General features: G+C 74.3%; 15 protein-coding genes and 1 tRNA gene. 4 read left to right on the top strand and 12 right to left on the bottom strand.

Annotation, left to right across the window (positions count from 1 at the left end):
• Positions 1–57: 57 nt before the first annotated feature.
• The 6 genes from map to Q6350_RS06500 form a co-directional block, all read right to left on the bottom strand.
• Entirely contained in the window at positions 58–840 is a 783-nt protein-coding gene (map, locus tag Q6350_RS06525; protein WP_304603394.1) for a type I methionyl aminopeptidase, read from the bottom strand.
• On the bottom strand, positions 837–2,024 hold the full coding sequence (locus Q6350_RS06520; protein WP_304607181.1) for an SGNH/GDSL hydrolase family protein: 1,188 nt from the start codon (positions 2,022–2,024) through the stop codon (positions 837–839). Before Q6350_RS06520 ends, map begins: the two co-directional genes overlap by 4 nt.
• Positions 2,021–2,599, bottom strand: a complete 579-nt coding sequence (locus tag Q6350_RS06515; RefSeq protein WP_304603392.1) for a TetR/AcrR family transcriptional regulator — start codon at positions 2,597–2,599, stop codon at positions 2,021–2,023. Before Q6350_RS06515 ends, Q6350_RS06520 begins: the two co-directional genes overlap by 4 nt.
• 309 nt (positions 2,600–2,908) lie before the next feature.
• A tRNA-Met gene (locus Q6350_RS06510) sits at positions 2,909–2,985 on the bottom strand.
• A gap of 103 nt (positions 2,986–3,088) precedes the next feature.
• A complete protein-coding gene (locus Q6350_RS06505) occupies positions 3,089–6,139 on the bottom strand; it encodes a UPF0182 family protein (RefSeq protein WP_304603391.1) in 3,051 nt (1,016 codons plus the stop codon).
• 155 nt (positions 6,140–6,294) lie between these two features.
• A complete protein-coding gene (locus tag Q6350_RS06500) occupies positions 6,295–7,479 on the bottom strand; it encodes a PDZ domain-containing protein (protein ID WP_370375372.1) in 1,185 nt (394 codons plus the stop codon).
• A gap of 130 nt (positions 7,480–7,609) precedes the next feature.
• On the opposite strand from Q6350_RS06500, the gene Q6350_RS06495 reads away from it, so the two are divergent.
• Positions 7,610–9,061 (top strand): zinc-dependent metalloprotease, encoded by a 1,452-nt coding sequence (locus Q6350_RS06495; protein WP_304603390.1) that lies wholly within the window; start codon positions 7,610–7,612, stop codon positions 9,059–9,061.
• A 16-nt stretch (positions 9,062–9,077) separates the two neighbouring features.
• Here Q6350_RS06495 and Q6350_RS06490 read toward each other — a convergent pair whose 3' ends face one another.
• Positions 9,078–9,566 (bottom strand): M48 family metallopeptidase, encoded by a 489-nt coding sequence (locus Q6350_RS06490; RefSeq protein WP_370375371.1) that lies wholly within the window; start codon positions 9,564–9,566, stop codon positions 9,078–9,080.
• A gap of 188 nt (positions 9,567–9,754) precedes the next feature.
• Here Q6350_RS06490 and Q6350_RS06485 point away from each other — a divergent pair, with 188 nt between their 5' ends.
• A complete protein-coding gene (locus Q6350_RS06485; RefSeq protein WP_305065811.1) occupies positions 9,755–10,831 on the top strand; it encodes a ThiF family adenylyltransferase in 1,077 nt (358 codons plus the stop codon).
• Between the two features lie 59 nt (positions 10,832–10,890).
• On the opposite strand, the gene Q6350_RS06480 is transcribed toward Q6350_RS06485, so the two are convergent.
• Together Q6350_RS06480 and Q6350_RS06475 are read right to left on the bottom strand one after the other, a co-directional pair.
• Positions 10,891–11,175 carry a WhiB family transcriptional regulator gene (locus tag Q6350_RS06480; protein ID WP_304603792.1) on the bottom strand — a complete coding sequence of 95 codons (285 nt, stop codon included), beginning with the start codon at positions 11,173–11,175 and terminating at the stop codon, positions 10,891–10,893.
• Positions 11,176–11,751: 576 nt separating this feature from the next.
• Positions 11,752–13,794, bottom strand: a complete 2,043-nt coding sequence (locus Q6350_RS06475) for an ATP-dependent helicase (RefSeq protein ID WP_305065810.1) — start codon at positions 13,792–13,794, stop codon at positions 11,752–11,754.
• A 59-nt stretch (positions 13,795–13,853) separates the two neighbouring features.
• Here Q6350_RS06475 and Q6350_RS06470 point away from each other — a divergent pair, with 59 nt between their 5' ends.
• Positions 13,854–14,117 carry a mycoredoxin gene (locus Q6350_RS06470; RefSeq protein ID WP_171247326.1) on the top strand — a complete coding sequence of 88 codons (264 nt, stop codon included), beginning with the start codon at positions 13,854–13,856 and terminating at the stop codon, positions 14,115–14,117.
• Between the two features lie 21 nt (positions 14,118–14,138).
• On the opposite strand, the gene nudC is transcribed toward Q6350_RS06470, so the two are convergent.
• Entirely contained in the window at positions 14,139–15,089 is a 951-nt protein-coding gene (gene nudC, locus Q6350_RS06465; RefSeq protein ID WP_304603386.1) for an NAD(+) diphosphatase, read from the bottom strand.
• Between the two features lie 74 nt (positions 15,090–15,163).
• Between nudC and Q6350_RS06460 the strand changes: the two genes are divergently transcribed.
• Complete coding sequence (locus tag Q6350_RS06460) at positions 15,164–16,087, top strand: macrolide 2'-phosphotransferase (protein WP_171247328.1); 924 nt, start codon at positions 15,164–15,166, stop codon at positions 16,085–16,087.
• Positions 16,088–16,245: 158 nt separating this feature from the next.
• Here the strand turns inward: Q6350_RS06460 and Q6350_RS06455 are convergent, their stop codons facing one another.
• Together Q6350_RS06455 and Q6350_RS06450 are read right to left on the bottom strand one after the other, a co-directional pair.
• Complete coding sequence (locus Q6350_RS06455; RefSeq protein WP_370375370.1) at positions 16,246–19,779, bottom strand: ATP-dependent helicase; 3,534 nt, start codon at positions 19,777–19,779, stop codon at positions 16,246–16,248.
• Complete coding sequence (locus Q6350_RS06450) at positions 19,776–23,069, bottom strand: ATP-dependent DNA helicase (protein WP_305065809.1); 3,294 nt, start codon at positions 23,067–23,069, stop codon at positions 19,776–19,778. Before Q6350_RS06450 ends, Q6350_RS06455 begins: the two co-directional genes overlap by 4 nt.
• Positions 23,070–23,080 lie beyond the last annotated feature (11 nt).

Below are 23,080 nucleotides of genomic sequence, written 5' to 3'. Positions count from 1 at the left end.
GGCGCTGCGTCGCACACCCGTCCGAGGCGGGCAGCAGCCCCGGGCAACCCGACGTGGTCAGCGCAGGCGGCCCGTCGGCAGGGTGAGTATCTCCGCACCGTCGTCGGTGATGGCGATCGTGTGCTCGCTGTGCGCTGTGCGACAGCCGGTCGCGCTGCGCAGCGTCCACCCGTCGGCGTCCAGGGCGAGCTCGTCGGTGTCTGCCATGACCCACGGCTCCAGGGCGAGGAGCAACCCGGGTCGCAACCGGTATCCCCGGCCGGGACGTCCCGCGTTGGCGACGTGCGGGTCCTGGTGCATCGTGCTCCCGATGCCGTGCCCGCCGAACTCGGTGTTGATCGGGTAGCCCGCAGCGCTCAGCACCGCGCCGATGGCATGCGAGAGGTCGCCGATGCGAGCCCCGGGTCCGGCAGCGGCGATGCCGGCCGCCAGGGCGCGTTCGGTCGCTTCGATGAGGGCGACGCTCTGCGGAGACCGTCGATCGCCGACGACGAAGCTGATGGCCGAGTCGGCGGCCACGCCGTCCTTGAGGACGGCCAGATCGAGAGTGACCAGGTCACCGTCGGCCAGCCGGTAGTCGCGAGGGCGCCCGTGGAGGACGGCATCGTTGACCGCCGTGCAGACGTAGTGACCGAACGGCCCCCGCCCGAAGGACGGCGCATAGTCGACGTAGCAGGACTGCGCCCCGGCGTCGCGGATCAGGTCCCGAGCCCATCCGTCGAGGTCCAGGAGGTTCGTGCCGACCACGGCCCTGCGCCTCAGGGTCTGCAGGATGTCCGCCACCAGGGCTCCGGTCACCCGGGCACGGTCGACCTGGGCAGGCGTCAAGATCTCGATCATCGGCAGGCACTCTCCTCAGGGCTGATGATCGATCCACCCACGGTGCGTCCAGCCCGGCCGGCCTGCCCGGCCCGCGGCGCCACCACCGCAGCGAACCGCTCACCGATGAGTCGATGGGTGGCGGCATCGGGGTGGAGGTTGTCGGGCAGCGGCAGCCGCTCGGCGTCCTCGGGGCCGTACAGGGTCAGCCCGTCGACGTAGGACAGGTGCGGGTCGCCGCGACGCTCGACGACGTCGGCGAGCACCTCGCGAACCGCCTGCAGGGTCAGTGCCCCGCGAGCTGCTCCTTGCGGGTCTCCCTCCGCCCGGAAGGCCAGCCGCCCCTCGGTGAAGGCGGCCGTGTCGACTCCCGTCGGTCCGGGAACTGCTTCGTGGATTCCGCAGTGGATGGGTGAAACGATCACCAGGGGCGTCTCGGGGTGCCCGTCGCGGATCGTGTCGAGCCAACCGTGGACTGCGGGTCCCAGAGCGCGCCGGCGCACCAGGTCCTGGTTGACGAGGTTGATGCCGACCTTGACGCTGATGACGTCGGCCGGCGTGTCACGCATCGTCCGGGCGACGAACGGATCCAGCAGAGCGCTGCCGCCGAGACCCAGGTTGGTGAGGTCGACCTGGGCAAGGCGGGCGGCGACGACCGGCCACGGCTCGGTGGGGTAGGTGGCGAGCGAACCGTGGCTGATCGAGCTGCCGTGGTGGACCCAGCGCGGGCGGTCGTCCTCGAGCGGCGCGACCGGGGCGTCGGCGCGGAGGGCGAGGAGCTCGGTCTGCTCGTCGTGCGGCAGCCATACCTCCACCTCGCTGTCGCCACCCGGGAGGGTGAGCACGAGGGTCGTCGGCTCGCCGGCGTCGAACGTGCTGGCGCCGGTCATCATGTCCACGTGGAGCACGTTGCCGCCCGGCGCCTGGTGGCGCTCGACCAGCTCGCCCCCGACCAGCACGTCGTACCAGCCGTCGGGTCGCGAGGGCGCCCCGACGTAGCGCCGCTTGGTCGGAAGCACGTCGAGCTCCAGCCGAGTGGCCGCGGTGCGGATCGCGAGGCGGACACCCGCGGGTTGTGCTGCGGCGTGGTGGAGCTGCGGATCGTCGGACTGCGCCCGCGCCCAGGCCGGTAGCCGATGGGGCAGCAGTCCGCGGTCGGTGCGCTCGAGCTCCAGCGCTCCGTGGATGAGCAACGGGTCGATCATCGGGCCTCCCAGAATCTCAAGATGGCGTCGAGCCCGTCCAGGACGCGCTCCCAGGACTCGTCGGACGCAGGTGCGTCGGCCGCACCGTGGCCGAAGGCTCCGGCGGCGTCGAGGGCCGCGTAGCCGTGGAACGTGGCGCCGAGGAAGCGCACGGCGTGAACCTCGTCGGCACTGGACAGCCGGTAACCGCGGAGCGCGGCCCGCGACAGGTCCGCGTGCCGCGGCCCGGCGCTCGCCGCGGCCGTCTCGGCGTCGAGCGGCAACCGGGACGCGGCGTAGCGCCCGGGGTGCTCGACGGCATAGGTCCGCCACACGCCGCCGAGGGCTGCCAGTGCAGCACGTCCGCTCACCCCGGCGATGGCCGCGGCGACCAAGTCGGCGGTCTCCGCCAGCGCGAGCAGCGCGACACCGGTGCGAACGTCGGCCTGGCTGCGGACGTGGGTGTAGAGACTGGGGGTCGCGACCTCGAAGTGCTTGGCCAACGCCGTGAGGGTGACCTGCTCCAGGCCCACCTCGTCGGCGAGATCGGCCGCGGCCGCTGTGACGCGACCGGTGGTCAGTCCTTGACGAGGCATTCCGCCCCCCTCCTATGCTCTGATGGTTTTATCCTAATGCGCATAGGTAACGGCGTCCAGCCGTCCACGCGAGAACCTGCGCGATGCCGGTGAACGGATTCGGACGGCCCCACGCCGGAACCCACGGCCTGCTCCTGATCCACGACCACGACCACGACGTGCAGGTCATCGACGCCGCCACCGGCGAGATCCTGCGCGAGCTCCCCATCGACCTCGCCCGCGACGACCAGCCACGCCGCACCAAGACCCGGGAACGACAAAGGCCCTCCCGATCTCTCGATCGGGAGGGCCTCTGCCGGGATACTTCCTTGGTAGCGGGGGCAGGATTTGAACCTGCGACCTCTGGGTTATGAGCCCAGCGAGCTACCGAACTGCTCCACCCCGCGGCGATGTCCTTAACTCTAGGACACGGAATCCGGCCCCGTCCAATCGGTCCGGGCAGATGGGACGCAGGTCACACCGCACGTCCCTCTGCCCGGACCGACCGGCTCAGGGGTTCAGCTCGCCCTCGGCGGCCAGGGCCTCCTCCAGCGCGGTCTGCAGACGCTCCTGGGCCTCGCCGTAGGCGGTCCAGTCGCCGTTCTGCAACGCCTCGTTGCTGTCGTTCAACGCCTCGTTGGCGTCCTGCAGCGCGGCGTCCAGCCGGGCCTGGGCGTCGCCGGCCGGCGGCGCCTGGGTCTCCTCGGTGGTCTCCGTCGGCGACGGCGTCGGCTCCTGGGTCGGCTCGGCCTCGGTGGGCTCCGGGGACGGCTCGATCGGCTCACCGGTCTCCGGGTCCACCTGGTCGGTGGGCACCTCGGTCTCGGCCTCGTCCGCGTCACCGGCCTCCGCACCGGAGTCTCCCCCGAAGACCTGGTCGAGAGCCTCGTCCAGGGTCTCGGCGTACCCGGTCTGGTCGCCGAAGGCGACCAGCACGCGACGCAGCAGTGGGAACTGGGTGCCCGACCCGGACTGGATGTAGACCGGCTGGACGTACAGCAGGCCGCCGCCGACGGGCAGCGTCAGCTGGTTGCCGCGCACGACCTCGGAGTCACCACGGCCCAGGATGTTGAGCTGCTCGGAGATCGTCGGGTTCGAGTTGAAGTTGTTCTGTACCTGCCCGGGGCCCGGGACCGTCGCGTCGCGAGGGAGCTCGAGCAGCCGGAGCGTGCCGTACCCCTCGGCGATCTCGCCGTCCTCCGACCCCGCGTCGGCCTCGGCCGCCAGGTAGCCGGTGAGGATCTCCCGGTCGGTGAAACCACCCGGGATGAACGTGCTCGTCAGCGAGAAGGCCGCGTCGTCCTCGCCCGGCATCTGCAGGGTGAGGTAGTACGGCGGCTGCTTCGACATCAGGGCGTCGTCGCTGCCGACCGGGTCGTCCGGGGTGCGCCACTCGTCGGAACCGGCGAAGAACTGCTGCGCCTCGGTGACGTGGTAGCGCTCGAGCAGCGTGCGCTGCACCTTGAACAGGTCCTCCGGGTAGCGCACGTGCGACATGAGGCTGCCGGACATCTCGGAGATCGGGCGCACCGAGTCCGGGAACACGTCGTTCCAGGCCTGCAGCAGCGGGTCCTCGTCGTCCCAGGCGTACAGGGTGACCGACCCGTCGTAGGCGTCCACGGTGGCCTTGACGGAGTTGCGGATGTAGTTGACCTCCGGCGGGGCCTCGACCGGCAGACCCTGGGCGGCGGCGGTCAGGGAGTCCGTCGTCGCCTCCTGCATCTGGTTGCTCGCCGAGTACGGGTAGGCGTCCGACGTGGTGTAGGCGTCGATGACCCACTTGACGCGGCCGTCGACGACCGCCGGGTAGACCTTGTTGTCCAGGGTCAGCCAGGGGGCCACCTTCGACACCCGCTCCTGCGGGTCGCGGTCGTAGAGGATCTGGGAGACCTCAGTGACACGGTCGGAGAAGAAGATCTCCTCGTCGCCGAACCGCAGCGCGTAGAGCAGCCGCTGCAGGAACGTGCTGATCTCCGGACCGGCCGACACCTCGTCCGTCGGGAAGCTGTACAGCTCCTGCTGCCCGCCCTCGGCGTCCGCCTGGTAGTCGAGCTCCCACGGGTCGGTGCCCTCGGGCGCTCCGACGATGGAGTACGGCGGCGCCTCGGGGCTGAAGTAGATCCGCGGCTCGTACCCGCCGGGGAACATGTCGGTCAGCGCGCCCTGCGTGGGGATCCCGCCCTCGAAGAAGGCCGGCTGCCCGTCCGGGCCGGGCTGGTTGCCGTAGGCCGCGACGACGCCGAAGCCGTGGGTGAAGACCGTGCGGTCGTTCGTCCAGTTCCGGTCCGCCAGGCCGCTGAGGTTCAGCTCGCGCACGGCGATCACGGTGTCGCGCGACTCGCCGTCGATCTCGTAGCGGTCCACCGCCAGGTTGTCGGTGAAGTTGTAGTACTGCTTGTTCTGCTGCAGCTGCCGGAAGGACGGGCTGACGACCTGCGGGTCCAGGAGCCGCACCTGGGTCGTCGTGCCGGCGTCGTCGCGCAGCTGCCCGGCCTCCGCCACCGTGGTGGCGTCGTACTGCTGGGACTCCACCTCGGCGATGTCGAACGCGTCGAGCGTCGCGTCGATGTTGCGCTGGATGTACGGCGCCTCGAGCGACTGGGCGTTCGGGTCGACCTGGAAGCGCTGCACGACGGCCGGGTAGATCGCGCCGATGGCGATCGCGGAGACGACCATGAGCCCGACGCCGATGGCCGGCAGCCGCCAGGTGTCGCGGAAGGCGGCGACCACGAAGAGGATCGCGACCAGGACCGCGACACCCGTGAGGATCTCCTTCGACGGGATGACGGCGTGCACGTCGGTGTAGTTGGCGCCGTCGAACCGCTCGTGCTGGCTCGTCAGGATGGAGTACCGGTCGAGCCAGTAGTTCGTCGCGACGAGCAGCATGATCAGCGTGCCCAGCACCGCGAGGTGCACCCGCGCCGCCGTCGTGGTCCGCGACGCGCCGTCGGCGATCGGGCCCAGGCGGACGCCACCGTAGAGGTAGTGGGTGACCACGGCGGCGATGGTCGAGATGACCAGGACCGCCATGAGGAAGCTGACGACGAACCGCAGCACGGGCAGCATGAAGACGTAGAAGCCGACGTCGAGGCCGAACTCCGGGTCGGCGGTCCCGAACGGCTGCCCGTTGAGGGCCAGCAGGACGGTCTCCCACTGGGCGGACGCCGCCACGCCGGCGAAGAACCCGATGAGCACCGGACCCGCGTAGGTGACGACCTTGCGCAGCGGCTCGACGGCCTCGCGGTACTGGTCGAGCGTCGCCTGCTCCGGCGTCGACGGCGCGTAGATCGGCCGCGTGCGGTACCCGACGGCGAAGGAGCTGTAGACGGCGGCCGCCATGATCAGGAAGGCCGCGACGAACAGCACGCTGCGGGTGATCCACTGCGTCCAGATCACGTTGGCGTACCCGACCTGGGTGAACCAGAGGACCTCGGTCCAGAAGTTCGTCAGGAACAGCAGCACGACCACCAGGGCCGCCAGCACCACCAGCGTGATGAGCAGCGGGCTGCGACGTCGGGACGGGGCTGGACCGTCAGGACGTCGGGGCGGGGCGAAGGACACGGTGCGGGCACCTCATTCGTGCTCGGGTCGGGACACATGCGTCGGACATCGGGACAAACGTCCCGGCGTCGTTCCAGGTTCCCACGTTTCCGGCACGGGAGGGGTTCACGCCGCTCACGAGTCGGTCACGATCACCCCGCCCGGTGGCAAGCCCCTCAGGCGTCGCCGGCCTCGGCCTCGCAGCTCGGCAGGTCGGACGTCTCACCGGCGCCGATGGCCTCCATGGCGTCGCGAGCCTCGGCGAGGGTGCCGACGGACACGACGTCCAGGCCGTCCGGCACGTGGCCGACCACCTGCGGGCAGTTGTCCGACGGCGCGAGGAACCAGGTCGCCCCGTCGCGCAGCGCGCCGTACATCTTCTGCTCGATCCCGCCGATCGGGCCGACGCGACCGTCGACGTCCATCGTGCCCGTGCCCGCCATCACGACACCGCCGAGCTCGTCCTCCGGCGTCAGCAGGTCAACGATCCCCAGCGCGAACATCGTCCCCGCGCTCGGGCCGCCGATGTCCTCGATCTGGATCGTGACGTCCACGGGGAAGTCGTACACCGGGTCGATGAGCACGCCGAGCAGGGCGCGACCGTCGCCCTGGCCCGTGGTGACGGTCAGGTCGGTCGGCTCGCCGTCCCGCTCGACCCCGAGCACGACGTCGTCGCCGGGCGTGACGCCGTCGAGCGCGGCCAGCAGCTCCGGGTAGGTGGCGAGCGGCTCGCCGTCGAGCGAGACGATGACGTCGCCCTCCTCGACGACCCCCTCGGCGCCCGTGTCCTCGGCCGCGGCGACCACGGTCATCGTGGTCGGGACCTCGTAGCCCAGCTCGGTCAGCGCCGCCACCGTCGCCGACTCCTGCGAGCTGAGCATCTGGGCCTGGCCCTGCTCCTGCTGCTCCTCGGAGGTGATGGGCTCCGGGAAGATCGACTCGACGGGCTGCACGGACCGTTCCGGAGCGGTCCAGCCCCACAGCACGTCGCCGAACAGCACGTCGCCTCCCGGCCCGCCGAACACGGAGACGGTGGTCAGGCGGAGCTCCCCCGAGGCCGGGTAGGTGTCCGCACCCGAGATCTCGATGAGGGGTACCGCCGTCGCGCTCTGCCCCTCGGCGGCCTCCTGGGTGCCGAGCGTGTCCTCGGTGGGCCCGGGCGTGCGGATCGCGTACGGGGCGGGCGAGACCATGAGCACGGCCGCCAGGACGGCGGTGATCAGCAGCGAGACGACGAGCGTCGTCGACCGCGGGCTCATCCGGCGTCGCGGCGCTCCCTCACGGGCACGGGGCACGTCGAGAGGGGCGAGCGCCTGCCCGTAGCTCTCGTACGGCTGATGACTGCGGTCCTCGAAGCTCACGGCCCCATCATCGCCGATGCGCGCAGTGCGCCGTGAGCGAAAGGGGGAACCCCGGCCGCTCCGTCGACGTCGGACCCGGATACCGTGAACGTGCGGCGGACGCCGCACGCGGAAGGAGCCGAGGACACCCATGAGCGACCTGCCCGACGACCCCGACGCCCGCGAGGAGATGCTGCGGGACGCGCTGCGCGGCATCTTCGGCGACCGGACCGACGAGGTGCTGAGCCAGATGCGGGCGCAGGGCCTCGACCCCGCCGCGCTGATGGGCGGAGCGGCACCGGACCCGGCGACCATGCAGCGTCTGATGAGCCAGCTGCAGCGCATGTTCACCTCCTCCGAGGGGCCGGTGAACACCGAGGTGGCGCACGACCTGGCCCGCCAGGTCGCGGTCGCCGAGGGCGACCCGTCCCTGACCGGCGGCCAGGCGAAGTCCGCCACCGAGGCCCTGCGCGTCGCCGAGCTGTGGCTCGACGCCGTCACGGACCTGCCGCCGTCGGGCGGCGCGACCCACGCCTGGAGCCGGAGCGAGTGGGTCGAGGCGACGCTGCCGGCCTGGCAGCGGCTCGTCGCCCCCGTCGCGTCCTCCGTCGCCGACGCGCTGGCCACGGTGCTGCGCGACCAGCTCGGCGACGAGGGAGCCGGAGCGCTGGGGCTGCCCGGCATGCCGGTGTTCCCCGGCGGCGGGCTGGGTGACCTGGACCCGGCGACGATGATGCGCGGCCTCGGGTCCGCGGTCTACGGCATGCAGGTCGGCCAGGCCGCCGGCACGCTCTCGCGCGAGGTCTTCGGCGCCACCGACGTGGGCATCCCCCTGCTCGAGGACCACGCCACCGTGCTGCTGCCCACGAACGTGGCCAGGTTCGCCGAGGGGCTCGACACCCCGTACGACGAGGTGCAGCTCTACCTGGCCCTGCGCGAGGCCGCGCACGCCCGGCTGTTCGTGCACGTCCCGTGGCTCCGCAGCCACCTGCACGGTCTCGTGGAGCGGTACGCCCGGGGCATCACCATCGACCTCGACGCCCTCGAGGAGCAGGTGCGCGGCATCGACCTGTCCGACCAGGAGGCCCTGCGCGGGGCCCTGTCCGGGGACGTCTTCGGTCTGCACACGACCGAGGAGCAGGAGGCGACGCTGCTGCGGCTGGAGACGGCCCTGGCGCTCGTCGAGGGCTGGGTCTCGGAGGTCGCCGCGACCGCGTCGCTGGCCCACCTGCCGCACTCGGTGCCGCTGCGCGAGATGATCCGGCGCCGTCGTGCCGCCGGCGGCCCCGCGGAGCACACGTTCAAGTCGCTGGTCGGCCTCGAGCTGCGCCCGCGACGGTCCCGGGACGCCGCCGCGCTGTTCGCCCACCTCGTCTCCACCGGCGGCCCGGAGGCCCGCGACGCCGTGTGGGACCACCCGGACCTGCTCCCGGGCCCCGAGGACCTCGACGACCCCACGGGCTACCTCGACCGTCGGCGCGCGCAGGACGAGGAGCACTCGGACGTCGACGCGGCCCTGGCGCAGATCCTGGGCGAGTCCGGCCCGGACGGCGACGAGCCGTCGCCCGACGACCAGGACGCCGAGGACCGCCGGACGGACTGACCGGCGGCCGAGCGGTTCAGCCGGCCGACGACCCGGAGTCGGCGTCGTCGGCGGGCGCGCCGCCCCCGGAGAACGAGACGCCCTCGAGGAACCCGCGCGCCCGCTCGGTCCGGGGGTAGGTCTCCAGCAGGCGCCAGAAGTCAGGGCCGTGCCCGGCGTGCAGCAGGTGGGCCAGCTCGTGCAGGAGCACGTAGTCGATGACCCACTCCGGCATGCCCTGCAGGCGGGTCGACAGGCGGATGGATCCGTCCCCGACCGTGCACGACCCCCAACGGCGCTCCTGGTTGCTCACCCAGCGCACGCTCGTGGGGCGGGCGCGACCGTCCAGATACTTGACCGAGAGGTCCCGGGCGCGTTCGACCAGCTCGTCGTCGGAGGGTCGGCGCCGACGCTCCTTGTCCTCCAGCCGGGCCACCATCTTGGCGACCCACTCGCGCTCCTGCGCCTGGGAGAACCGCGCAGGGATCGCCACGACGGTGCGGTCACCGTCGCGAAAAGCGCTCACCGTAGCGGTCCGACGGCGGCTCCGTCGGACCTCGACGGACGCCAACGTGTCCGGGGTCACCTCATGAGAATACCGGGAGATCGTCAAGACTGTGTGCCAGGACACACGAAATCCGCCTATCCCGGACCTGTCCACAGCACTGTGGACGACCCGCACGACACGGACGAAAGCCGTGCGAGGTTGGGTACATGCCCGTCACCGACGCCGGTCCCGCGACGCGCGCGCTCCGTCTGCGGCGGGGAGTGCCGGTCCTGGACCGCGGGCCCGACCGGCTCCAGCTCGGGTCCGACACCCGTTGGTCGCTCGTCGTCTGCGGGCTGTCGGACGGGGAACGGGCCTGGCTCCGCGAGGCCGCGACCTCTCGGCACGACGACCTGGTGCACGGTGCCGCACGGCACCGGGTGGCGCCGGAACGCCGGGCGCAGATCGTCGCCGCACTGACCGCGGGCGGTTTCCTCGTCCCGCCCGCCGCTCCCCCGGGCACCGTCCTGGCGACCGCCGGCGGCGCGGCGGACGCCCCGACGCTCGCCGCGCTCCGACCCGACGGCGACGGGCTGCGCACGTTGACCCGGCGCGCCCGTCGGCAGGTGGCGGTCCTGGGGCTCGGCCGGCTGGGGGCGCTGACCGCCGCCCATCTGGCGTCCGCCGGACTGGGTGCCGTGATGCTCGACGACGACCGTCCGGTGCAGCTCACGGACCTGGGCCTGGGCCTCTACCGGGAGGCCGACGTCGGCCACCGCCGCGCCGCCCGCCTGCAGTCGGTCCTGGCGGCCCGGCACCCCCGCACCCGGTTCGGGTCGACGTGGCGTGACGAGGCACCGCCCGACGTGGTCGTCGTCTGCGGCGGGACGGACCCGCCGGAGGCGTTCGCCCGGCTGATGAGCCACGGCCTCGCCCATCTGCCGCTGGTCGCGGGCGAGGCCGGCATCGAGGTCGGGCCGTTCGTACGACCCGGTACGACGGCGTGCACCGCCTGCCGCTACCACCACGAGGTGGACGCCGACCCGGACTGGCCCCGGCTGGTCGCCCAGCTCGCCGCACGGCCCGGCGACGCCGGACAGGAGACCGTCCTCGCCACGACCGGGGCGGCCGTCGCGGCGGGTCAGGTGCTCGCGCACCTCGACGGCGCCCGGCCCGCCGCGGCCGACGCCGTGCTCGAGATCAGCCTGCCGGACCCGCTTCCCCGGGTCCGCGCGATGCCGCCGCACCCGGCGTGCGGCTGCACCGGGACCGCACCTCCGCCGGTGGCGGACCGGTCCGGGTAGCCGACGAGGCGGTGCACCGGTCGTGGTGCACCGCCTCGCGGGGCGACGGCGAGCACGGCTCAGGCCGCCTGCTCGCTCTTGCGGGGCCGCCCGCGGCCCCGCTTGCGGGCCACGACGACGCCGTCGACGAAGACCTCGCCGCCCCAGACGCCCCAGGGCTCGCTCCGGTCGAGCGCGCCCGCGAGGCAGCCGGCCTGGAGCGGGCACGACCGGCACAGGGCCTTGGCCCGCTCGACGTCGACGGTGTGCTCGGCGAACCAGAGCTCGGGGTCGTTGCTCCGGCACGGCAGCAGCTCGGCGAACTGCCGGTCCAACGCAGCGACCTCGGCGGGGTCCTGGGTCACGGGTTGGTGGGGGGTCCACGGGCGGCTGCCGCCGGCGGGGGTCGCATCGACCAGCCGCTCGTCCAACAGCTGTGCGAGACGCACGATGTTCCTCCGTCAGGTCCTGGGTGTGGTGTGAACGTCGGTGTTCAGGACCTACGGGTGGTCCCCCCGTGTGTCGGAGGGGCCGGTTCGTCCGGCCGTGGAGGCCGATCTCCCGGTCAGGAATGACGAAGGCCGCGGGTCCCGTGGACTCCGCGGCCTGGACCGGTCAGTGGACCGGATGTCTCCAGGGTGCGGAGCCGGGTGCGAGAGCGACGAGAGCGATGCCTGCTCCGCCGCCGGACGTGCGGAGACGGGCGGACGGAACGAAGTGGATGAAGGCATACTTCTCCCCCGTCGCGATGCCGTTGTCGCCGATGAATCGCGTCATCTTGTCCATCTCGTGCCCACCTCCTCACTGGTCTCGGGTTCCCACCTCTCGGCGGTCACCGCAACGAACTCGGTCTCCACGAGCATAGACCTCGGTCGCTGACTCGCCACATCTTTTTTCCAGAACTTCTTCGGGAATCTCGGTGCGCCCCGTCCGGCGCCTTCTCACGGGCGACCGGGAGCCCCCTGGACGAGCGCCAGCAGGGTGGCTCCGTACCGGTCGATCTTCGCCGGGCCGATGCCGTTGATCCGCGCCAGCTCGGCCGTCGAGGACGGACGCAGCTCGGCGATCGCGGCGAGGGTCGCGTCCCCGAGGATCGTGAAGGCGGGCTTGTCGACCTCCCGGGCGACGGTCAGGCGCCACTCCCGCAGCGCGTCGAACAGCGCGAGGTCGGCCTCGCTGGAGAGCTGGGACCGCGCCTGCCCGCGCGGACCGCGCGAGCCACCACGACGACCCCGACCGTCGTCCGGCCACATCCCGTCGAGGAACCGGGTGCGCTTGCGGGTCGCCCGGCCGCCGGGGTTGCGCGACCGGGCGTAGGAGATCTCCAGGTGCTCGCGCGCCCGCGTGATGCCCACGTACAGCAGGCGGCGCTCCTCCGCGACGCCGTCGTCGGTCTCGGCCAGGGAGATCGGCATGAGCCCCTCGCTCATGCCCGCCAGGAACACCGCGTCCCACTCCAGCCCCTTGGCGGAGTGCAGCGAGGCGAGCGTGACGCCCTCGACCGTCGGGGCGTGCTGGGAGGCCGCACGCTCGGCCAGCTCGTCGACCAGCATCGGCAACGTCGCCGGCGCGTCCTCGGGCGCGGCGGCCGCCAGGTCGTCCGCGAGCGCCACGAGGGCCTGCATCGCCTCCCACCGCTCCCGGGCGGCTCCCCGGGCGTGCGGCGGCTCCGCGGACCACCCGGCGCTGACGAGCACGTCGCGGACCTGCTCGGGCATCGGCTGGTCCGGGTCGGCGGACCGCGCCGCACCGCGCAGCAGCACGATCGCGTCCCGCACGTCCTTGCGGGTGAAGAACCGCTCGCCGCCACGCACCTGGTAGCTGACGCCCGCCTCGGACAGCGCCGACTCGAAGGAGGCCGACTGCGCGTTGGTGCGGTAGAGCACGGCGATCTCGCTGGGACGCACCCCCGAGGCGATGAGCCGCGCCGCCCGGGCGGCGATGCCGGCCGCCTCCGCCTCGTCGTCGTCGTGGGTGGTGAAGGACACCGCCGGTCCGGAGGGCCGCTGCGCCACCAGCTCGAGCGCCCCGGTCACGCGGCCCCGGCGCAGCAGGTCGTTGGCCAGGGAGACCACCTGCGGGGTGGACCGGTAGTCGCGCACGAGACGGACCACCTGGGCGTCGCGGTAGGTGCGCGTGAAGTCGAGCAGGTAGTGCGGCGTGGCCCCGGTGAACGAGTAGATGGTCTGCGACGGGTCGCCCACCACGCACAGCTCGCGCCGGTTGCCCAGCCACTGGTTCAGCAGGAAGTGCTGCAGCGGCGAGACGTCCTGGAACTCGTCGACGACGAAGTGGCGGTACTGCGAACGGACCTGGTCGGCCACGTGCGGGTGGGAGCCGAGCATGTCGGCGAGCATCAGCAGGACGTCCTCGAAGTCGATGACGCCCCGCTCGGTCTTGACGTCCTCGTAGGCGCTGATGAGCCGCGCCACCGTCTGGTGGTCGTAGCCGGACGGCGGCGGACGGTCGTCGGCCGCCGCGGCCCGCACGTAGTCCTCGGCCGTGACGAGGGACACCTTGGACCACTCGACCTCGCTGGACAGGTCCCGCACGGCGACGCGGTCCACGCTCGCCCCGATGCGGCGCGCGGCCTCGGCCACGGCCGGCGCCTTGTGCTCCAGGATCTGCGGCGGCGCACCGCCGACGATGCGGGGCCAGAAGTAGCCGAGCTGGCGCAGGGCCGCCGCGTGGAAGGTGCGGGCCTGCACCCCGTGCGCCCCGAGATCCCGCAGCCGGGTGCGCATCTCCCCCGCGGCCCGCGCGGTGAAGGTCACCGCGAGCACCGACGTCGGCGGGTAGGCCCCGGTGCGCACCCCGTACGCGATGCGGTGGGTGATCGCCCGCGTCTTGCCCGTCCCCGCGCCGGCGAGCACGCAGACCGGGCCCGTCAGCGCGAGCGCGACGTCACGCTGCTCGGGGTCGAGAGCGTCCAGGATCGCGTCGGGATGAAGCAGGGCGCCCGGTGAGTTGGTCGTGGGGGACATCGTCTGCGATTGTCGCAGCCGGTGCCGACACCGACCCACGTCTCCCCAGGAGGACCCCGATGACCGTCGCCCCGACGCTGCCCGCACCCGGCACGATCACCATGTACTCGACGCCGTGGTGCGGCTACTGCCGGAGGCTGCGCACGCAGCTCGACTCCGAGGGCATCGGCTACACCGTCATCGACATCGAGGAGCACCCCGAGACGGCCGCCTACGTCGAGCAGGTCAACGGCGGCAACCAGACCGTGCCGACGGTGGTCTACCCCGACGGTTCCGCGGCGACCAACCCGTCGCTCGCCGACGTCCGGGCCGCCCTGTCCTGACGGCGGTCGGACGCTGCCGGGTCACCAGGCGCCCGGCAGCTCCGCGCCGTACCACTCCTCGATCAGCGCCCGTGCGATCGAGTGCCGTCCGGGCAGCGAGATCTCCCCGGCGGCGGCCGCGTCGTGCAGCTCGGCCCGGGCGAACCAGCGCGCGTCCGTGACCTCCTCGTCGTCGGTGCGCACCTCGGTGGCGACGGCCCGCGCCCGGAACCCGAGCATGAGCGAGGCCGGGAACGGCCAGGCCTGGGAACCGCGGTACACGACGTCGCCGGGCGCCGTCCCGACGACGACGCCGGACTCCTCGGCGACCTCCCGGCGCACCGTGTCCTCGAGCGCCTCGCCCGCCTCGACGAACCCGGCCAGGGTGGAGAACCGGCCCTCGGGCCACGTCGCGGCGTGCCCGAGCAGCAGCCGGTCGGCGTCGTCGACGACGGCCATGATCACGGCCGGGTCGGTGCGCGGGTAGGTCTCGCGCTCGTCCACCGGGCAGTGCCGTGCCCAGCCACCCTGCACGACGACGGTCGGCGTCCCGCACCGGCCGCAGCGCTGATGGGTGCCGTGCCAGCCCGCCAGGGCCACCGCCTCCACCGAGAGCCCGTGCACCAGCACCGTCGAGTCCTCGTCCGCGGCGAGCGCCTCGGCCTGCCCGGCGGTCAGCTCGCGCAGCCCCGCCCAGCCGTCGGCACCCGCCGGGGGTGGCGGGTCCTCGACGTCGTCGGGCAGCAGCAGCGCCACGTACGTCGACCCGTCGTCCTCGCCCAGGTACACCCAGGTGCCCTCGGGCAGCCCGGCGGGCGCGAGCAGGGCCGCTCGCGGCGCGTCGGCGCCGACGACGGCGAGGCGCTTGCGGTGCAGCACCAGGGCGCGGGTCGTGGACTCCCGCCGCAGCCTGTCCATGAGACCGGTCTCCGTGCGGCGGTGCGCGGCACGGTCGTGCCGGGTGCGCGAGAACGGCAGCTCCAGGGGGTTCACGCCTGCGACCGTACGCCAGGACACGCCCGAGGGCGCACCCGTGCTGCGCCCTCGGGGCGCACTACGGTGGCACTGTGCCCCGTAGTCCACTCGCTCTCGCCGCGCTCGCGACGGCCGCCGTCCCCGGCCTCGACGCGTGGTCCGTGCACCCCGAGGACGTCCCCGGCGACTACGACGTCGCGATCGTCACGACCGGTGACGGGACGGAGTGGCTGGTGCGTGCACCGTCGACGACGCTCGCCGGTGCGGCGATGGAGGCCGAGATCGAGCTCCTGGAGTCCCTGCACCTCTACGTCGAGGCAGGTGTGCTGCCCTTCACGGTCCCCCGGGTCGCGGGGTCGGCCCTGCTGCCCGAGGGCGGCCGCGCCGTCGTCCACCGTCGCCTGAGCGGCAGCCCGTTGGACGTGGCCTCGCTGCGCCCCGGGCCGGGTCTGGCCGCCGACCTGGGTCGCACGCTCGCCGCGGTGCACGAGCTGCCCACCGCGGTGGTCGAGGCGTGCGGGCTGCCCTGCTACTCGGCCGCGGAGTACCGCGAGCGGCGTCTGGTCGAGCTGGACGAGGCGGCCGCGACCCGCCGGGTGCCCACCCGGCTGCTGCGCCGGTGGGAGGCCGCGCTCGAGGACATCAGCCTGTGGCGCTTCCAGCCGGTCGTCGTGCACGGCGACCTCGCCCCGGACCAGGTGCTGGCGTCGGGCCGCCGCGTGAACAGCATCAGCGGGTGGTCCGAGGCCCGGGTGGCGGACCCGGCCGACGACCTGGCGTGGCTGCTCGCGGCCGCGCCACCGGACTGCGTCGACGCGATCATGGAGGCGTACCGGCTGCGTCGCACCGAGCTCACCGATCCCCGTCTCGTCGACCGGGCACTGCTCGTCGGCGAGCTGGCGCTGGCGCGATGGCTGATGCACGGCGTGCGCCGCGGCTACCCCGACGTCGTCGCGGACGCCGAGTCGATGCTCGCCGACCTCGACGAGGCCACCCGCGAGGACACCCCCGCGTGAGGCGGAGGTGGAGCGGAGCGTGGGGCCCGAGGCACGAGGGACCCGCACGCAGCGGCGCCGCACCCGCACGCGGCGAGGGAACCGCCTGACCGGACTCGCCCCACGCTTCGGGCGACCAGGACGGCGACGAGACCCCCGGCTGCGACCCCGGGTGGCTCCTAGGACCCGCGGACCAGTGCCTCCAGCCCGTCCTCGTCGAGCAGCTCGGCGGGCCGCACCGTCGTGCCGGACGTCACGTAGACGAACGCGGCGCTGACCTTCTCCACGGGCAGCCCCGTCCAGCGGGACCAGGCGAGCCGGTAGACGGCGAGCTGGACCTCGCGCTGGGCGCGGTCGGCCGGGTCTCGCGGTTCCCGGCCCGTCTTCCAGTCGACGACGACGACGGCGGGCGGCTCGCCGTCCGCGGCGGGCGGGGCGTCCGGGTCGACGAAGACGGCGTCCATGCGCGACCGCACCATGACCCCGGCGATCGGCGTCTCCACGTCCTGCTCCACCGCGATCGGGGTCCGCGCGGCCCACGGCGTCTCCTCGAACCGTCGGCGGAGCTCGTCGAGCGCCAGGTCGGTGGCGGCGTCGGGCTCGTCGGCACCGGGCAGGTCGTCGACGTCCATCAGCGAGGCCTTCGAGTAGAACTGCTCCACCCAGGCGTGGAACAGCGTCCCGCGGCGTGCGTGCACGGTGGGTTCGGACGGGACGGGCCGGCGCAGCTGCCGGGCGAACTCCCCGCGGTCGCGGGACAACCGCACCAGGCCCGAGGCGGAGACGTGCGCGGGCATCTCGACCGTGGGCCCGTCGCGCTCGGACCGCTCGGCGAGCAGGATCCGCGAGAGCTCGACGAGGTCGTGGCCCGTGGCGTCGCGCAGCGCGCCGTCCCGGGGCGTGGCGCCCTGCCGGGAGGCGTCGGCGACCCGCGCCGCCGTCGCGCGCAGCACGTCGCGGGGCGCGGGCTGCCGGGCGGCCCCGTCGCCGGCCGCGGCGTCGTGCCCGTCGGGCGGCGCGGACCCGCCGGACGCGTCGGGCGCGGGCCACACACCCGTCCGTTCGGCGTCGTCACGCGGGTTGTGGTCGGTCGCGCCCGGCAACGCCTCCCAGCCGGTGGGGTCGACGAGCCCCGACTCGGCCAGCTCGGCCAGGAACGGGGAGATCCGGCGCGGCCGGGCCCCGGTCCCCCACCAGTGGGCGGCGCAGAAGAGCTCGTGCCGGGCCCGCGTGAAGGCCACGTAGGCCAGCCGCCGTTCCTCACGGAGCTGGTGGGCACCGCAGTCGAGCGCGAACGCGTCGCGGCGCGCGATCAGGTCCTTGGTGTCGGTGACCTCGTGCAGGGGCAGCTCCGGCAGGTCTGCGGCGTCACCGCGCAGCGGGTACGGCAGCTCACCGAGACCGGTCAGCCAGCCGGAGTCGGTGCGGCCCTTGGCGCTCTCGGCCGTGGTGGGGAAGACACCGTCGACCAGTCCGGGCACGGCCACCACGTCCCACTCGAGCCCCTTGGCGGCGTGCGCGGTGATGATCTGGACGGCGTCCGGGTCGGGTTCGCGCACCGGCATGTCCAGGCCGCGCTCCTGCGTGCCGGCCACGCCGAGCCAGGCCAGGAAGGCCCCGAGCGTCGCGACGTCGGCGGACTGGGAGAACCCGGCGGCGACGTCGCGGAAGGCGTCCAGGTGCTCGCGCCCGCGGCGGCTGACCCCCTCGGCGGCGGTCGCCCCGCCGGCGGCGACGAGGCGGTCGACGACGACCTCCGCGGTCGCGACCTCCACGTCCAGCCCGAGGGCGCGTTCGGCGACCACGACGAGCTCGGGCAGCGAGAGGTAGGTCAGCGACCGCAGCTCCCGCAGCAGCCGGGACAGCGCGGCCAGGCGGGCATGACCCTCCGGGGTGAGGACACGACCGTCACGGGCGGCCCGGCCGACGTCGGGCAGGTCGTCGAGCGCGTCCACGATCGAGCGGTGGTCGACGACGTCGCCCTCCACGACCGCCGGGTCGTCCCCGTCGTCGGGGCCGGCCCGGTGGGTGCGCGGGGCGTCACGGCGCGCGAGGTCCGCCGCCCAGGACCCCAGGGCGTGCAGGTCGGCGGCCCCGAGGTTGACGCGGGGACCGGTGAGCAGCCGCAGCAGGGAGTCGCCCCGCGAGGGGTCGTGGACCGCTTCGAGCAGCGCGACGACGTCGACGACCTCGGGCGTGCTGAGCAGCCCGCCCAGGCCGACCACCTCGACCGGCAGCCCCCGTCGACGCAGTGCCGTCTCCAGGGCGGGGAACTGCGACCGCGCCCGGCACAGCACGGCGGCGGTCACACGGTCCGACGCGTCGGGACGCGTCGCCCGGCGCCACCGGGCACCGACGAAGTCCGCGACCGCCTCGGCCTCGTCCTCCAGGGTGGCGGCCACGTGCGCGCTGACGGCACCCGGGCCGGCACCGGGTCGCAGGTCCAGCGGGGGCACCCGGACCGCTGCGCCGGTGTCGTCGCGCAGCGGGCGGGACGCCACGTTGGCGGCCTGCAGGACGGCGTCGTCGTTGCGCCAGGAGGTGCTGAGGTAACGCACCGCCGCCGCGCCGCCGTCGGCGTGACGGAAGCGGTCGGGGAACCGCGCCAGACCCGAGGCCGAGGCCCCGCGCCAGCCGTAGATGGACTGGTGCGGGTCGCCGACCGCGGTGACCGCGTGCCCGCCGCCGAAGAGGCCCGCGAGCAGCTCGACCTGCGCGTGCGAGGTGTCCTGGTACTCGTCGAGCAGCACGACGCGGTAGCGGGCCCTTTCGGCCGCGCCCACGGCCGGCACCGTGCGGGCGAGCTCGGCGGCGAAGGCCACCTGGTCCCCGAAGTCGAGGGAGTCGGTGTTGCGCTTGCGACGCCGGTACTCGGCCACGAGGTCGAGCAGGCGGGCGCGCTCGGCCACCGAGCCGATCAGCTTCTCCACCTCACGGGTCCGCTGCTTCTGCTTCGGCCCCAGCGGCAGGTTCTCCAGCCGCTCGACGATGTCCTCCAACGCCGCGCGGGCCTCGTCGACGCCCCGCAGGTGCTCGCCGAGCGCCCCCGAGAGGGACAGCACGGCACCGACGACGGTGCTGACGGCCTTGTCGGTGCCCAGGTCGGCGTCCCAGGACTCGACGACCTCGGCCGCGAGCTGCCACTGGTTCGCCTCGCCGAGCAGCCGCGAGCCGGGCTCGACGCCGAGCCGCAACCCGTGGTCGCCGACCAGGGAGGCCGCATAGGCGTTGTAGGTGGCGACGGTCGGCCGGGCCAGCAGGTCCAGGTCCGACGCGCCGCGGTCCCGGGCCCGGGCGAGCTGGGCCAGCCGCGACTGCACGCGCGCCGCCAGCTCCCCGGCGGCCTTGCGGGTGAAGGTCAGGCCGAGGACCTCCTCGGGCTCGACGAGCTCGTTCGCCAGGAGCCACACGACCCGGGCGGCCATCGTCTCCGTCTTGCCGGACCCGGCGCCGGCGACGACCAGCACGGGTTCCAGGGGCGCCTCGATGACGGCCACCTGCTCGTCGGTCGGGACGGGACGTCCCAGGAGCTCGGCGATGTCCCGCGCGGACAGCCGCGGCCGGGCCTCCTCGTCGACGGGTTCGTCCGGGGTCTCCAGCGCGGGGTACCCGAGCTCCGCGCTGCGGTGGGACCCGCCGAGCGCCGCCCAGGCGCCGTCGTCGAGCAGCGTCTCCTCGTCGCGCCGGGACCGCCCGGCGTCCGGCGTCGTCACGAGATCACGCTCCGTCCCTCGGCCTGCACGGGGCAGCTGCGCCGCACGGGGCACATGGTGCACAGATCGTTCTCGCGGGCCGTGAACGCCGAGGCCGCCATGGTGTCGGCCGCCTGCTCGACGAGGGCCCGCGCCCAGCTCGAGCCGTCGTCCCCGACGTCCAGCGCCGGTTGGGTGCGCAGGGTGGCGCCGCGAGCGCCGGTGGCGACGTGGACGAGCCGCGCCCCCGCGCTGCGGGTGCCCTCCGGCAGGTCCAGCGCGCCGGCGTCGACGGCGAGCTGGTAGGCGCCGAGCTGGGGGTTCTCGGCGGCCTTCGCCTGCGGCGGCACGGAGCGGCCCGTCTTGAGGTCGGCGACGACGACCCCGTCGCCGTCGCCGGGTTCTACCCGGTCGATCTTGCCCCGCAGACGGGCGCGGCCGACCGTGAGGTCGAACGCGGGCTCGACCAGGAGCGGCGCACCGTGCTCGGCGGTGTACGCCGCGAGACGTTCGACCATCTCCTCGGCGCGCTGCCGCAGCTGCCGCGCCGGCCACCCCTCGGGCAGCGCCAGCTCGGGCCAGCGACGGTCGAGCTCGGCGCGCAGCGTCGTCAGGGGTGCCGCGGGGTGCTCCTCGGCGATGCTGTGCACGAGCGTGCCCAGGCTCTGGTGCGTGGCGTCGGCGGCCGTGCCGCCGGCGGACTCGAACGCCCAGCGCAGCGCGCACGCGTCGACCGTGTCCACCTTGGACGGCGACACCGTCACCTCGTCCTCCGGTCCCCACAGGGCGGCGTCGCTGGAGGCCCGGGCGACGCCGTACCACGTGCGCGGGTCGGCCTCCGCGATCCCTGCCTCGGCCAACCGGGCCAGCAGCGCGGCGGCCGCGTCGGCCGCGTCGTCGACATCGTCGGCGACGTCCTGATCCCCGTCGGCGGCGAGCCGGCCCGTGACCGCGCGGACGAGCTCGGCGCGAGCGGCCGCGACGATCCCGCGCAGGTCGAGCGGCGGGCCGACGGCCACGCGGCGGGGGTCCGGGCCCTCGCCGTCGTCCCCCCGCGGCGAGACGAGGTCGCAGAAGACCGACGGGCTGTCCTCGGCGTCCTCGACGGCCGTGACGAGGAGCCGACGCCGCGCGCGCGACGTGGCCACGGCGAAGGCCCGCAGCTCGTCGGCGAGCACCTGCGACCTCGCCTCCTTGCCGACGCCGTGGCCGTCGACGGCCCGGCCCGCGAGCAGCTCCACCAGCGCCTGCGACCCCAGCAGGGAGTCGCGCAGCCGCAGGTCCGGCCACACCCCGTCCTGGACACCGGCGACCACGACGACGTCCCACTCCCGTCCGGCGGCACCGGCGGGGGTCAGCGCCTCGACCGACCGGGTGCCCGTGGCGGCGGCGGCGAGGGAGTCGGCGGGCAGGTCCTGGGAGGCGAGGTAGTCCACGAACGCGCCGACGGGGGCCCCCGGCATCCGCTCGACGTAGGTCTCGGCGGCGCGGAACAGCGCCAGCACGGCGTCCAGGTCCCGGTCGGCGCGCACGCCCGCGGGACCGCCCGCGAGCGCCAGGTCCCGCCACCGCTCGGCGAGTCCGGTGGCGGCCCACACGGCCCAGAGCACCGTCTGCGCGGTCGCGCCCTCGACGGCGGCGGCCTCCCGGCCGGCGGCGAGCACGCGGGCCACGGCCACCGCACCGCGCCGGACGCCGGTCGGCAGCGTGGCGGCCCGGTCCGGGTCGCCGAGCACCTCGACCAGCAACGTGTCCGAGGTCCGTCCCCCGCCACCGGACAGCTCCTCGGCCCGCAGCGCGCGCCGGAGCCGCCGCAGGGAGACCACGTCGAGGCCGCCGACGGGCGAGGTCAGCAGCAGCGCGGCGGTCTCCGCGTCGAGCACCGGCGGCGGTCCGTCCGCACCCTCGGCCAGCATGCGGTCCAGGGCGTCGGGGCCGGCGCACGCCCGCAGGACGGCGAGCAGCGGGACCACGGCGGGCTCGTCACGCAGCGGGACGTCGGAACCGAGCAGGGCCACCGGCACCGAGGCGGCCACCAGGTCCCGCCGCAACGAGGCGAGCCGGTCGCCGCTGCGGGCCACGACCGCCATGCGCTCCCAGGGGGTCCCGTGCAAAAGGTGCTCCGCGCGCAGCTCGCGGGCGACGTACGCGGCCTCCTGGGCGGCGCCGGCGAGCACGGCGACGTCGACCCGGGCGGCGTCGTCCTCGGCGTCCGGCCCGGGTTCCGCGCCGCGGTGCAGCGCCCCGGAGACCGTCGCCACCCGGGACGTCACCGTGCGGGTGACCTCGCGCAGCCGTGCGGGCTGACGCCACGCCGTCCCGAGCACGACGGTGCGGGCGTCGAACGCCCCGACCTCGCCGGGCCGCGCACCCGCCCGGCCGACCAGGCCGGGGACGGCCCCGCGGAACCCCTGCACGGCGGTGTCGGGGTCGGCGAGGAGCACGAGCCGGGCCCCGGCGCCGTGCAGCACCCCGAGCAGGCGCGCCGTGGCCACCGTGGCCTCCTGGTAGTCGTCGACGACGACCAGGTCCCAGCGGGGCACCGGGGTGCCCGGGACCTCGTCGGTCCAGGTGGACAGCGCGTGCGCGGCCTCGTCGACGACGACGGCGGGGTCGTAGCGCTCGCCCGCGTCGGGCGTGCCGAGCCGCAGCGCCATGACGTCCAGGTACTCCTCGTACAGCCGCGCACCCAGCTCCCACTCGGGCCGCTCGTGCCGGCGCCCGAGGTCGGCGAGGTCGGCGGGGGTCAGCCCGCGCTCGGCCGCGCGCATCAGCAGGTCACGCAGCTCCTGCCGCAGTCCGCGCAGCCCCAACGACTCCTCGGGGAGGCCGTCGGGCAGCGTCAGCGGAGCCCCGTCACCGGCGAGCCGGCCCTCCAGGAGCTCGGCGAGCACGAGGTCCTGCTCCGGTCCCGACACGAGCGTGGGAGGCGGCTCGCCGAGCGCACCCGCGCGGGTGCGCAGCACGGAGAAGGCGGCCGACGCCGCCGTGCGCACCATCGGCGCACCGATCGTGCGGCCCGCGCCGGCGGCGACGTCGTCGCGGAGCCGGGCCGCGGAGCGTCGGGTCGCGGCGAGCACCAGCACCCGCGCCGGGTCCAGACCGCCGCGGATCGCGCGGACCGCCACCTCCCGCGCCACGGTCGTCCTGCCCGTGCCCGGTGCGCCGACGACGAGAGTGACGGGCGCCGCGAGAGCCTCCGCGACCGCCGCCTCCTGGGTCTCGTCCAGCACGACACCGGCCCCGGCGGACTGCGCGGGGGCCGGCGGGACCAGGCGGACCGTGGTGCGGACGGGTGCGGTGGCTGTCACGGGGCGATTCG

It is taken from the genome of Isoptericola sp. b515, assembly GCF_030588125.1.
In the GTDB taxonomy this organism is placed as follows: domain Bacteria; phylum Actinomycetota; class Actinomycetes; order Actinomycetales; family Cellulomonadaceae; genus Isoptericola; species Isoptericola sediminis.
Note: the sequence above shows the minus strand (reverse complement) of the source record. Positions and strands in the feature narration are given on the sequence as shown.